The sequence below is a fragment of the Burkholderia sp. YHN3-13 genome (assembly GCF_055810675.1).
Genome location: NZ_JBVVNQ010000031.1, coordinates 38,246 through 50,212 on the forward strand (window position 1 = coordinate 38,246; position 11,967 = coordinate 50,212).

10 protein-coding genes and 3 pseudogenes are annotated in these 11,967 nt (G+C 63.7%); 10 read left to right on the plus strand and 3 right to left on the minus strand.

What is annotated here, in order from left to right; all coding sequences use genetic code 11:
• Nucleotides 1-148 precede the first annotated feature (148 nt).
• The 7 genes from AC0KUR_RS35805 (at nucleotide 149) to AC0KUR_RS35835 (ending at nucleotide 7,327) form a co-directional block, all read left to right on the plus strand.
• Complete coding sequence (locus tag AC0KUR_RS35805; protein ID WP_059700035.1) at nucleotides 149-931, plus strand: 5-oxoprolinase subunit PxpA; 783 nt, start codon at nucleotides 149-151, stop codon at nucleotides 929-931.
• 16 nt (nucleotides 932-947) lie between these two features.
• Nucleotides 948-1,190, plus strand: a complete 243-nt coding sequence (locus tag AC0KUR_RS35810; protein ID WP_021157410.1) for an acetyl-CoA carboxylase — start codon at nucleotides 948-950, stop codon at nucleotides 1,188-1,190.
• A 4-nt stretch (nucleotides 1,191-1,194) separates the two neighbouring features.
• Nucleotides 1,195-2,658 carry an acetyl-CoA carboxylase biotin carboxylase subunit gene (locus tag AC0KUR_RS35815; protein ID WP_473377228.1) on the plus strand — a complete coding sequence of 488 codons (1,464 nt, stop codon included), beginning with the start codon at nucleotides 1,195-1,197 and terminating at the stop codon, nucleotides 2,656-2,658.
• Nucleotides 2,655-3,530, plus strand: coding sequence for a 5-oxoprolinase subunit B family protein (locus tag AC0KUR_RS35820; RefSeq protein ID WP_473377229.1), 876 nt, complete (start codon nucleotides 2,655-2,657; stop codon nucleotides 3,528-3,530). The genes AC0KUR_RS35815 and AC0KUR_RS35820 overlap by 4 nt, the downstream gene beginning before the upstream one ends.
• Nucleotides 3,520-4,515, plus strand: coding sequence for a 5-oxoprolinase subunit C family protein (locus AC0KUR_RS35825; protein WP_473377230.1), 996 nt, complete (start codon nucleotides 3,520-3,522; stop codon nucleotides 4,513-4,515). Before AC0KUR_RS35820 ends, AC0KUR_RS35825 begins: the two co-directional genes overlap by 11 nt.
• Before the next feature lie 220 nt (nucleotides 4,516-4,735).
• A complete protein-coding gene (locus AC0KUR_RS35830) occupies nucleotides 4,736-6,091 on the plus strand; it encodes a purine-cytosine permease family protein (RefSeq protein WP_473377231.1) in 1,356 nt (451 codons plus the stop codon).
• Nucleotides 6,092-6,148: 57 nt separating this feature from the next.
• Nucleotides 6,149-7,327, plus strand: coding sequence for a porin (locus AC0KUR_RS35835; RefSeq protein ID WP_081057112.1), 1,179 nt, complete (start codon nucleotides 6,149-6,151; stop codon nucleotides 7,325-7,327).
• Nucleotides 7,328-7,543: 216 nt separating this feature from the next.
• Here AC0KUR_RS35835 and AC0KUR_RS35840 read toward each other — a convergent pair.
• Together AC0KUR_RS35840 and AC0KUR_RS35845 are read right to left on the minus strand one after the other, a co-directional pair.
• Nucleotides 7,544-7,786: pseudogene (locus AC0KUR_RS35840) on the minus strand (DUF6429 family protein).
• A 20-nt stretch (nucleotides 7,787-7,806) separates the two neighbouring features.
• Nucleotides 7,807-8,873: pseudogene (locus AC0KUR_RS35845) on the minus strand (IS630 family transposase).
• A 103-nt stretch (nucleotides 8,874-8,976) separates the two neighbouring features.
• Here AC0KUR_RS35845 and AC0KUR_RS35850 point away from each other — a divergent pair.
• From AC0KUR_RS35850 to AC0KUR_RS35860, 3 genes and pseudogenes are all read left to right on the plus strand, one after another.
• A complete protein-coding gene (locus AC0KUR_RS35850; RefSeq protein WP_059619717.1) occupies nucleotides 8,977-9,786 on the plus strand; it encodes an IclR family transcriptional regulator in 810 nt (269 codons plus the stop codon).
• A 127-nt stretch (nucleotides 9,787-9,913) separates the two neighbouring features.
• Nucleotides 9,914-10,865, plus strand: a pseudogene (locus tag AC0KUR_RS35855) (IS3 family transposase); the annotation flags it as partial.
• Nucleotides 10,866-11,189: 324 nt separating this feature from the next.
• A complete protein-coding gene (locus tag AC0KUR_RS35860) occupies nucleotides 11,190-11,453 on the plus strand; it encodes a DUF4148 domain-containing protein (protein ID WP_473377232.1) in 264 nt (87 codons plus the stop codon).
• A 58-nt stretch (nucleotides 11,454-11,511) separates the two neighbouring features.
• Here AC0KUR_RS35860 and AC0KUR_RS35865 read toward each other — a convergent pair.
• The coding region (locus tag AC0KUR_RS35865; RefSeq protein ID WP_473377233.1) for a response regulator transcription factor at nucleotides 11,512-11,967 on the minus strand (456 nt) is incomplete at its 5' end.

Below are 11,967 nucleotides of genomic sequence, written 5' to 3' on the forward strand. Positions count from 1 at the left end.
GATTCGCGCGATATCTGAAAAATCGATACGGTCGCATCCAAAAATAGAACTATTTTGACGCACCCCGCACGGCTAACCTGCCTTCAACACGGTTTCGGCCCGCGCCCCCGGCGCAAACGACACCGGAGAACCTGGAGGAACGATCCGTATGAGGAAGCACAGTGTCGACCTGAATTCCGACATGGGCGAAGGTTTCGGCCCGTGGACGATCGGCGACGGCGTCGACGAGCAGATCATGCCGCTCATCAGCTCGGCGAACATCGCGACCGGTTTTCATGCCGGCGATCCGAACATCATGGCGCGCACGGTGCAGTTTGCGCGCGACGCCGGCGTCGGGATCGGCGCGCATCCCGGCTTTCGCGATCTGGTCGGCTTCGGCCGCCGCACGATCACCGAAACGCCGCAGGCGCTCGTCCACGACGTCCTGTACCAGCTCGGCGCGCTGCGCGAGTTCGCGCGCCTGAACGGCGTGAGCCTGCAGCACATCAAGCCGCACGGTGCGCTCTACATGCACGCGGCCACCAACGAAGCGTTCTCGCGGCTGCTGATCGAGACGCTGCAGCGCGTCGACCCTGGCCTGTGGCTGTACTGCATGGAAGCATCGGTCACCTATCGCGTTGCGATGGAGTACGAACAGCCGGTGATCCGCGAGTTCTACGCCGACCGCGACTACGACCGCAGCGGCTCGATCGTGTTCACGCGCCGCGTGGGCCGCCTCGACCCGCAGCAGGTCGCCGACAAGGTGCTGCGCGCGTGCATCGACGGCAAGGTGCGCACGATCGACGGCGACGACATCGACATCGATTTCGATTCGGTCTGCATCCACAGCGACACACCCGGCGCGCTCGACCTCGTGCGCAACACGCGCCACGCGCTGATCCGCGAAGGCATCCGGACCGCCGGGCCGCAACCGCTCGCCGCCCATCACTGATTCAAGGAGACACACGATGGCATTGCACGATATCGTCAGCCCGCTGCCGGGCACCTTCTACCGGCGCCCGTCGCCCGATGCGGACTACTACGTCGCGGTCGACGCGACGGTCGCCGCCGGCGCGGTGGTCGGCCTCGTCGAGGTGATGAAGCAGTTCACCGAGATCGAAACCGATGCGGCAGGGCGCGTGGTCGAGCTGCTCGTCGAGGACGGCGAGCCGGTCGACGCGGGCCAGGTGCTGATGCGGATCGAGGGGTGACGCGATGAAACCGGTAACGTCCCCCGACACCTTCTACCGCCCGTCGCGGATCCAGACCGTACTGGTCGCGAACCGCGGCGAGATCGCGGTGCGCGTGATCCGCGCCGCGCGCGAGCTCGGCATGCGCGCGGTCGCCGTGGTCAGCGACGCGGACCGCGACAGTCTCGCCGCGCGCATGGCCGATGAAGCCATCCACATCGGCTCGTCGCACGCGGCGAAAAGCTACCTGAATCCCGCCGCCATCCTCGACGCCGCGCGACATTGCGACGCGGACGCGATCCATCCCGGCTACGGCTTCCTGTCCGAGAACGTGGCCTTCGCCGCGCAGGTCGAGGCGGCCGGCCTGATCTTCGTCGGCCCGGACTCGCACGTAATCGCCACGATGGGCGACAAGGCCCGCGCACGCGAAACCGCGCGGCGCGCCGATGTGCCGACCGTGCCCGGCAGCGACGGTGTCGTGCAATCGCTCGACGAGGCGCGGGACGTCGCCGCGCACATCGGCTATCCGATCATGATCAAGGCGGCCGCCGGCGGCGGCGGGCGCGGCATCCGCGTCGCGCACGACGCCGTGCAGCTCGACACCGAGCTGCCGCTCGCGCAGCGCGAGGCGCAGGCGGCCTTCGGCGACGGCGGCGTGTACCTCGAACGCTTCATCGCTCGGGCGCGCCACATCGAGGTGCAGGTGCTCGGCGACGGCCACAACGTCGTCCACCTGTTCGAGCGCGAATGCTCGCTGCAGCGGCGGCGCCAGAAAATCCTCGAGGAAGCGCCTTCACCTTCGCTCACGCCCGCGCAGCGCGACGCGCTGTGCGCGTCGGCCACGCGCCTCGCGCAAGAGGTCGGCTATCGCAGCGCGGGCACGCTCGAATACCTGTTCGACGACGCGCGCGGCGAGTTCTACTTCATCGAGATGAACACGCGCATCCAGGTCGAGCATCCGGTGACCGAGGCAATCACCGGCATCGATCTCGTGCGCGAGACACTGCGTATCGCCGACGGCGAGCCGCTGCGCTTCGCGCAGCACGACATCGCGATGCGCGGCGCGGCACTCGAATGCCGGATCAACGCGGAAGATCCGTTGCAGGATTTCCGCCCGAACCCCGGCCGGATCGACGAGCTCGTGTGGCCCACCGGCCCCGGCGTGCGCGTCGACTCGCTGCTCTATCCGGGCTACGTCGTGCCGCCGTTCTACGATTCGCTGCTCGCGAAGCTGATCGTGCACGACGAGAGCCGCGCGGCGGCGCTGCGGCGCCTGGCCCGCGCGTTGGGCGAGCTGCACGTCGGCGGCCTGAAGACGACCGCGCCGCTGCACGTCGCGCTGCTCGCGGACGACGACGTGCGCGCCGGACGCTATCACACGAATTTCCTCGAGGCGTGGATGCCGCGATGGCGCGAAACCGCCACCGCCGCCGCGCAGCAACACGCAGCCGAAAACGCAGACGCCGTGCGCGTCGGGGAGGCGATGTGACGACCCGTTATACCTTCGGCGGCGACGAATTCGTGTTCGTCGAAATCAGCGAATCGATGTCGCTCGACGCATTCTTCAAAGGCACGGCGATCACGCGCGAACTGCAGCGCCGCGCGGTGCCGGGCGTCACCGAGATCTGTCCGGCGAATGCGTCCTACCAGGTACGCTACGACCCGGACGTGATCGAGCCCGATGCGCTCGCCGCGCTGTTGAAGACGATCGAGGCCGAAGTCGGCGACGCGCCACTCGAACTCGATACGCGCATCGTCGAGGTGCCGGTGCTGTACAACGATCCATGGACGCACGAGACGCTGATGCGGTTTCGCGAACGCCACCAGGACCCGTCGTCGACCGATCTCGAATACGCGGCGCGCATCAACGGCAAGCGCGACGTCGATGCCTTCATCGCCGCGCACTCGGGGTCGCCGTGGTTCGTGTCGATGGTCGGCTTCGTCGCGGGCCTGCCGTTCATGTACCAGATGGTCGAGCGCGAACGCCAGCTCGAAGTGCCGAAATACCTGCGGCCACGCACCGACACGCCGAAGCTCACCGTGGGCCACGGCGGCTGTTTCGGCTGCATCTACTCGGTGCGCGGCGCGGGCGGCTACCAGATGTTCGGCGTGACGCCGGCGCCGATCTTCGACCCCGCGCAGCGGCTCGACTACCTGCGCGAGTTCATGGTGTTCTTCCGGCCCGGCGACATCGTGAAATTCCAGCCGATCGATCGCGATGCGTACGACGCGGCAGTGGCGGCCGTCGAAGCCGGCACCTTCTCGCTGCGCGTGCGCCCCGTGCAATTCTCGCTCGACGCGTTCCGGCGCGATCCCGATGCGGTCAACCGCTCTCTCGTCGAGGTGCTGAATGCAAACTGACGCGCACAACCTGATCGAGGTCGTGAAACCCGGCCTCGCGACGTCGGTCCAGGACATGGGCCGGCAAGGCTACTACCACGTCGGCATTCCGCCGTCGGGCTCGCTCGACCAGTACTCATCGCGTGCGGCGAACCTGCTGGTCGGCAATCCCGAGGAAGCGGCCGTGCTCGAATTCACGCTGCTCGGCCCCGAGCTGCTGTTCCATACGGATGCGCTGGTCGCGGTCACCGGCGCCGAAATGGCGCCGAAGATCGACGGCATCGGCCAGCGCTGCAACGTCGCGCTGCGGATCCGCGCGGGCAGCGTGCTGTCGTTCAATTACGTGAAAGCCGGCGCGCGCGCGTATCTCGCCGTCGCGGGCGGGATCGACGTGCCGGTCGTGCTCGGCAGCCGCTCGACCTACACGCTCGGCGCGATCGGCGGCCACGCGGGCCGGCGCCTGCAGAAAGGCGACCGGCTACCGATCGGCGCGCCCATCGGCAAGCGCCGCGAAGGGCGCGAGCTGCCGGCGGCCGTGAGCCGGCCGCTGGAAAACCAGGTCGAGTTGCGCGTATTGACGGGCCTGTACCACTACCGGCTCACCGACGATTCGGCGCGCACCTTCTTCGACGACGAATGGACGGTCGCGCCCGAAGCCGACCGCATCGGCTACCGGTACAAGAACGGCCGCGCGCTGCAGTTCCGCCCGCGCGAACAACCGTTCGGCGCGGGCGCCGATCCGTCGAACATCGTCGACGCGTGCTATCCGATCGGCTCGATCCAGGTGCCGGCCGGGCTCGAGCCGATCATCCTGCATCGCGACGCGGTGTCGGGCGGCGGCTACGCGACGATCGGCACGGTCATCAGCGCCGACCTGGACCTGATCGGCCAGATGCAGCCGAACCATCGCGCGCGCTTCGTGCGCGTGACGATGGCCGATGCGCTCGCGGCACGCCGCGAGTACCAGCGGCGCCTCGCGCTGCTGCGCGCCGTGCTGCAGGACTGAGCGCCGGACACCCGGCCAGCGTGCCGGGCGCCGTTCGCCGCCCGCCGTTTTCATCCTTCGCTTTCGTTTCCCGTCCGTGCGGCCCCGCGCGGCGCGGCGGGGCCGCTTGCGCGCCGTTTCTGCCGGACCGGTTGCCCGCCCGACGTCGGGGCAACCCTGCGGATCGCCTGACCCGCGGCCCAGACGTCGTCCGCTGTTTTGCTCATCGAGGAGCACACTCATGGCCAACCTGACTCAGGCCCGCACCGACGAGGATCTCGACCTGTCGACGCTCGCCATTCCCGATCACGCGCGCATGCCGCCCTTTTCGCTGACGATGGCGTGGTGGGCCGTCTGCAGCGCGGTATTCTACATCGTCGTCGGCGCGACGCTCGCACTGACCTACGGCGCACGCAACGCGCTGATCGGCATGGCGCTGTCGGTGGTCTCATACGGCGTCGTCAATTCGATCATCAGCCGCTATGCGATTCGCACCGGCCTGTCGGTCGCGCTGTTCTCGCGCGTGCTGTTCGGCAGCGCGGGCGCGGCGCTCGCCACGCTGATCTTCTTCGCGACGGCGATCTACTACGCGGTGTTCGAGGGCTCGGTGATCGCAGTCGCCGCGCATCACCAATTTCCGGCGCTCGACTACAAATGGGCCGCGCTGATCGTCGTCTGCTACAGCGTGCCGCTCGTGTTCGGCAGCGTGCAGCACTGGCTCGACAAGTTCAACGGCGTGCTGCTGCCGTTCTATCTGCTCGGGCTGCTCGCGGCGGTCGGGCTCGCGACGACCGAGTACGGCTATCACGCCGCGTGGCTCGATTTCGGGCCAACGGGCGGCGCACCGGCCGGCGGCTGGTGGCAGTGCTTCGTCTACTACATGGGCGTGTGGGTGCTGATGATGTTCACGTTCGACTACGCGCGCTTCGGCCGTAAGGAGGACGCCCGCTATCACGGCCGCTTCAACTTCGGGATGCCGTTCTATCTCGTCACGTTCCTCGTCAACGGCGCGGCCGGCATCTATCTCGTCAGCACGATTCCGGGACTCGGTACGCTATCCGAAGTATCGGTGGTGCTCGCGCTGCTGAAGCTGATGGGCGTATGGGGATTGCTGTTCGTGTGGGTCACGCAATCGCGGATCAACACTGCGAACTACTACCTCGCGACCGTCAACATGCAGGCGTTCTTCCAGAAGGTTGCCGGGCTGCGCGCGCCGAAGTTCGTCTGGGCGCTCGTGGTCGGCGCGGTCGTCTACGCGCTGATGATGGCCGATATCTTCTCGCGGATCCTGCAGGCGCTCGCGTACCAGGGCATCTTCGTCGTCGCGTGGGTCGGCGTCGCGCTCGCGCACATCCTGTCGGCACGCTACGGTCAGCTTGTAGGCGACGATGTCGAGTGCCGCGACGCCCATGTACCGGTGTTCAATCCGGGCGGACTGACTGCATGGTTCGCGGGCGCATTCACGGGGCTCGCGGTGAACCAGGCGACCGGGTTCACCGCGTCGCTCTCGGCGCCGGCGACCTTCGTCGTATCGTGGGTCGTCTATCGCGCGCTGCTCCGCACCGCGAAGCGGACCTGGTTCGTGCGGGACATGTAAGCGAATCAGTCATTCGGCAGATATTCATAAAAAAGCAACGATTCGAAAGGTGAAGAGATGTTTAACGAACAACGAAACCAGAATGGAATCGAGACGACATCGATTCGCATTTTCGCGATACTAACGTCGTCGATAATTTTCAGCGTCGCCCACGCAGAGTCCAATGTGACGCTCTACGGCGTGATTGATACTGGAATCGATTATGCAAACAGCGAAGTCAAGGCCAGCAACGGCCAAATTGTCCCCAACAGTGGCGGACATGTCTTCCAGATGTCGAGTGGTGTGCCGTGGGGAAGCCGGTGGGGTATAGTCGGCAAGGAAGATCTGGGGGGCGGCCTGAAGGCGATCTTTCGGCTCGAGAGCGGATTCAATTCCGTCAATGGCAGCCTCGGAGGAAACAATCAGCTCTTCTCTCGAAACGCTTACGTTGGCCTGCAAAGCGACAGCGTTGGAACGCTGACGTTCGGTAAGCAATGGGACACGATCGTCGACATGCTCGAACCGTTCTCGCTCAACGGAAATTACGGCGGCTGGTATTTCGCCCATCCGAACGACATGGACAACATGGATAACGGATTCTCCGTGAACAACGCGGTCAAGTACGTCAGCCCGTCGTTCGGTGGCTTGCAATTCGAAGGACACTACTCGCTCGGCGGTCAAGCAGGCCAGTTTTCCAATCAGGCAAGCTATAGTGCGGGCGCGACCTACCGTTTCCAGGGGCTGGCTGCTGGCGTCGCGTACTTGCGCGTGAACAATCCTGGCGTTGCGATCGCCAGTTATCAGAGTGGCGGAGGCTTCGTCAACACCGTGTACGGAAGTGCACTGGAACAGGCACACAGCCAATCCGTGTTGGCAACAGGTCTGTCGTACCAGTTCGACAAGGTGAAGCTGCTAGGCAACTTCACCTATACGACATTCCAGCACGGCGACGCAGGGCAAAACGTTACGTTCCAGAATTACGAGCTCGCGGCGATCTACTCGTTGAGAGAAAACCTGGCGTTAGCTAGCGGTTATACATACACAGCGGGACGCGACTACGCGACTGACAGCACACCAAAATATCAGCAGATCAACTTGATTGTTCAATATTCGCTTTCGAAACGGACGGACATATACGCCATGGCTGCCTTGCAACGTGCGTCAGGCGATGCTCAGTTCGCTCAGATCGCGGGCTTAAATCCTTCAAGTACCAAAAAGCAGGCCGTCGCTCGTCTCGGCATGACGCATCACTTCTAATTCCGGGAAGTCTTGCAATCGCTGGCAAATGCCGACAGCGTTTGCCGGTATCCCTATTGGCGTCGTGCCATGATGGAGGGGAAATGGTAGTCTGATTGAACGTTGACCCATCAGTGAACGTCAACCGACGAACGGTCGATTTGCTTTCATCAGAAACATCGATTGACCACCGATCTATGAACACGAGCTAGCGTCGTGAGTTGCAAATTCGTTTCATTAATCGGTTTTGCTGCCTGCGGTGACGAAGTGCTGCTTGAAGAGACGTGCGGATTCGCGCAAACCGTCGTCGGTGAGGAGCACGGATTTCGCCTTGTTGACCGGATCGCCGAAGAGGCCGCGCTCATAGAGTCGGTTAAGCGCATCCCAATCGAAGCTCTCCCAGGCGCGGTTGTGGTCATGCTAGGTCAAATAGAAGAGCGCGAGGACGGCGTCGTCAATCGCAGCGGTGTCGATGTTCATGGCGTCCATCCTAATATCGTTCAGACCCGTGCGCAGAATCGTTCGAGGCTCGCTAGAGTTTCATCGGCCGACTTGCTCCAGGCGAACGGCCGAGGATTCGCGTTATAGGCGTCGAGGTAATGCCGGATTGCCTCTTCAAGTTGCCGTGTCGAACGATGCGTGCCACGTCGAATGTACTTTTCCGTCAGCGTGGCAAACCAACGTTCCACCTGATTGAGCCACGATGCAAACGTCGGCGTGAAGTGAACCTGGAAACGCGGATGTCGAGCGAACCAGTTTTTGATCGAAGGCGTCTTATGCATACCGTAGTTATCCATCACCAGATGCACCTCCAGATCAGCGGGCACGTTGGCATCGATCGTACGCAGGAACTGCAAGGATTCACTACTGCGATGGCGACGATGCAATTCACCGATGACTTCACCGGTGGCAATGTCCAGAGCGGCAAACAAGGTCGTGGTGCCGTGGCGCATGTAGTCGTGAGTACGACGCTCGGAGATACCAGGCACGAGCGGCAGTATGGGCTGCGCACGGTCCAACGCCTGGATCTGGCTCTTCTCGTCGACACACAGCACCATCGCCTTGAGTGGCGGATCGAGGTACAGGCCGACGATGTCGCGAACCTTGTCGACGAACAGTGGATCGCTCGAGAGTTTGAAGGTTTCCTGCCGATGCGGCTGCAGGCCGAAGGCTCGCCAGATTCGCGAAACCGCAGTCTGCGAAAGACTCATCTCCCGTGCCATCGTGCGCGTACTCCAGTGGGTCGCTCCTTTGGGTATGGACTCCAACTTCTTCGCGATAACGGCATCGACCCGTGCGTCATCGATCGGGGTGCACCAGGACGCGGCGCGTCGAGCAGACCGTCCAGCCGATGCATCACGTAGCGCCCACGCCACGTCGACACAGTTTGCTGGGTGACCCGCAGTTTCGCCGCGACCGTCTTGTTGTCGATGCCCTCAGCGCAGGTCAGCACGATCCGCGCGCGCAACGCTAACGCTTGGCCCGTCTTGCGGCGCATCGTCAGAGCCGTGAGCTGCTCGCGTTCCGTTTCGCTCAACACGAGGTCCGCCTTGGGTCTTCCGCTCATTGCCGCCTCTTCGTGTCCGTGGCATTTACTACACGGTACTAAAGGCAGCAACTTGTTCAACGAATTTCTAACTCCCGTCACTAGCTCCAGGACATCACTCACCATGCTACAAACACCTGACAGCATGCTACCCGACTGCGACCCACTGGAATTGAACGAGACAATCGATCGCTATCGCGCGCCGGCGCTCGACAAGGGTCTCGACATTCTCGAACTCTTGGCCGGACAGAAAGAAGGACTCACCCGTACCGAAATCGCGAAGGAGCTCGGCCGCAGCTCGGGAGAACTCTTCCGCATGCTCGAGCGCCTCGTCGCGCGCCGCTACGTGATGCGTTTGACCGGGGGGGATCGCTATTCGCTCAGCCTCAAGCTGTTCGCACTTGCGCACCAGCATCCGCCGACGAACCGGCTTATTACCTATGCGATGCCACAGATGCAGCGTTTCGTCGATGCGGTTGAACAATCGTGCCACTTGTCCGTCTACGATCGCGGCAACCTGCTCGTGATCGCTCAAGTCGACGGGCCCGGAACTTGGGGAATATCGGTCAGGCTTGGCTCGCGTATATCGCTCGCCAACACTACGTCAGGGCGCGTGATGCTGTCGTTCCAGGATCCCGATCGGCGCGCACAAATGCTGGCCGACTATCGTAAGATCAAGGATAAAGCGCCGCTGAACGAGCAGGAACTCGCGTATGCATGCCAGTCCATTCGACAGGCCGGCTACCTCCGCCAAGACAGCCGCGAGGCATACGGAATAACCGATCTGAGCGTGCCGATCCTAGGTGCGGACGGCCATGCGATCGCGGTGCTGACCTGTCCGTACATGCGCTGGATCGACGCGCACATCGCGCCGACGCTCTACGCAGCGCTCGAGCGGCTTCGCAATACTGGCCAACTTCTTTCGACAATATGAGCTCGGGAATACTGACCGATGCATATCGACCGGAGAAAATAGAGGTGGCCTCGCAAAATCGGACAGCCAGATAAGCGGATCGGCCGACGCCTGAGCCAGCGATAATTCTGGCAAACGAACCGAGGAAATGACGAAGAGAACCCGACGCACGCACTCAGGGGCGTTCAAAGCGAAGGTGGCGCTGGCCGCGCTCAAGGGCGAGCGCACGCTGGCCGAGCTGGCGCAGCAGTTCGATGTGCCCCCGAACCAGATTACCGAATGGAAGCGGCAATTGCAGGAGCGTGCGGCGGACGTGTTTGGCGCGGCAGGCATGCCGTCGAGCGAGCCGCCGGTGGACCTGAAGGTGTTGCACGCCAAGATCGGCCAGCTGACACAGGAGAATGACTTTTTAGAAGGTGCGCTTACCAAGGCGGGATTGCTGAGCGCAAAACGATGATCGATCGTAGGCATGCGCTGCCGGTTTCGCATCAGACGCGGCTGGTTGGCATCGCGAGATCGAGCGCATATTACCGACCGCAGCCGGTCAGTGAGGCCGATCTGTTGCTGATGCGACGAATCGACGAACTGCATATGGATTTCCATTTGCCGGGGCACGGTTACTGGCGCGCCTGTTGCGCCGGGAGGGCCATGAAGTTGGTCGCCGTCGCGTGCGCACACTGATGAAGCAAATGGGCGTGGAGGTGCTGTACTGCAAGCCGAACACAAGCCGCCGCAACGCGCAGCACAAGATCTGGCCGTACTTGCCGCGTGGCATGAAGATCGCACGGGCCAACCAAGTGTTCGCCCTCGACACGACCTACATTCCGATGGCGCGAGGTTTCGTGTACCTGACGGCGGTGGTGGACTGGGCGAGCCGCAAGATTCTCGCGCACCGGATTGCCATCATGCTGGAAGCCACGCATGCCGCCGAGGCACTGTAAGAATCGTTCGCCCGCTACGGGCTTCCCGACATCGTGAACACCGATCAAGGCAGCCAGTTCACTCCGGGCGCGTTCACCGAGGCCGTACTGGGGCGAGGCGTGCGGCTGCCGATGGACGGCAAAGGGGCTTGGCGTGACAACGTGTTCGTCGAGCGCTTAGAGCCTATCCGAATGTTTGTGTGTGGGGCATAAACTGATGGCCAAGGAGAATGAAATGAACGCGTCCCACCCCGTGGTCTCGACGTGGTCACGGCGCAGACCACCGAACTCGATACGCAGATCGCGTCGCATCGACGCCGATGCGCGACGCCTGAAGGCCTCCGCCGGACTCGTGCGCGCACTCGGCGGCGGCTGGCACGACGCGCGTTCATGAACGTTTCTTCATCGGCGCGCCCGGTGCCTGCACTGGCGCGCCCGATAACGTGGTTCCTGCCGGCATCGCCCTCGCGGCACCGGCCATTGACACTTGAAAAGGACCACGCCATGAAGACCCTGATGTTCGCCACCCTTCTCTCTGCCCTCTGCGTCGCGCTGCCCGGCCGGGCCAGAGCGATGCCACCAGCTGCGGCGGCAGCCTCGCAGACGCTCGCATCTGCCGCGCCCGTACCGCTGCCGTCTCAACTGGCATGGAACTGGAATGCTCCGCAAACCGCGCCGCTGACGCGTGCGGAGGTTTATCGCGAACTCGTCCACGCAGAACGCGACGGCCAGCTCGCGCAACTCAATCGCGAACTCCATTCGCACTGACTGTGCGCCAGCAAGCGTGCCGTGCGACACGCGGCACGTTCGGCGCAATATCGTGGCGTCACCCGCCCGCGTCGAACCGGAACCCGAATCGCGGGACCGTTTCGATCCGCGCGGAGAACGCATGTGCGGCCAGCTTGCGCCGCAACCGAACGACCAGCGCATTGACCGTTTCGGGTTCGATGTCGGCATCGCCCCACGCGTAACGCAGCACGGCATCGCGCCCGACCGGCCGCCCCGCTTCACGCAGCAGGCATTCGACGAGACGGAATTCCCGTGCGCTGAGCGCCAGCCGCCTGCCATGCTCCTCGAGTGCACGCGTCGCCGTGTCGAGCCGGACCGATTCACGCATCTCGATGACACTCGTACGGCGCCACAGCGCGCGCAGCCGCTCGTGCAGCTCCACGAACGAACACGGATGGGCAAGACACACGTCGCACCCGGCCTGCAGCATCCGCGCGCGCTGCACGGGCGTGGCGCCGGTGACGATCGCGGCGATCGTCGCGCCGCCGGCCGA

Excerpts from the sequence above, each read along its gene's own strand:
- AC0KUR_RS35815 (WP_473377228.1), top strand. The coding sequence starts at position 1,195 with ATGAAACCGGTAACGTCCCCCGACACCTTCTACCGCCCGTCGCGGATC.
- AC0KUR_RS35825 (WP_473377230.1), top strand. The coding sequence starts at position 3,520 with ATGCAAACTGACGCGCACAACCTGATCGAGGTCGTGAAACCCGGCCTC.
- AC0KUR_RS35810 (WP_021157410.1), top strand. The coding sequence starts at position 948 with ATGGCATTGCACGATATCGTCAGCCCGCTGCCGGGCACCTTCTACCGG.
- AC0KUR_RS35850 (WP_059619717.1), top strand. The coding sequence starts at position 8,977 with ATGCTACAAACACCTGACAGCATGCTACCCGACTGCGACCCACTGGAA.
- AC0KUR_RS35860 (WP_473377232.1), top strand. The coding sequence starts at position 11,190 with ATGAAGACCCTGATGTTCGCCACCCTTCTCTCTGCCCTCTGCGTCGCG.
- AC0KUR_RS35835 (WP_081057112.1), top strand. The coding sequence starts at position 6,149 with ATGTTTAACGAACAACGAAACCAGAATGGAATCGAGACGACATCGATT.
- AC0KUR_RS35830 (WP_473377231.1), top strand. The coding sequence starts at position 4,736 with ATGGCCAACCTGACTCAGGCCCGCACCGACGAGGATCTCGACCTGTCG.
- AC0KUR_RS35805 (WP_059700035.1), top strand. The coding sequence starts at position 149 with ATGAGGAAGCACAGTGTCGACCTGAATTCCGACATGGGCGAAGGTTTC.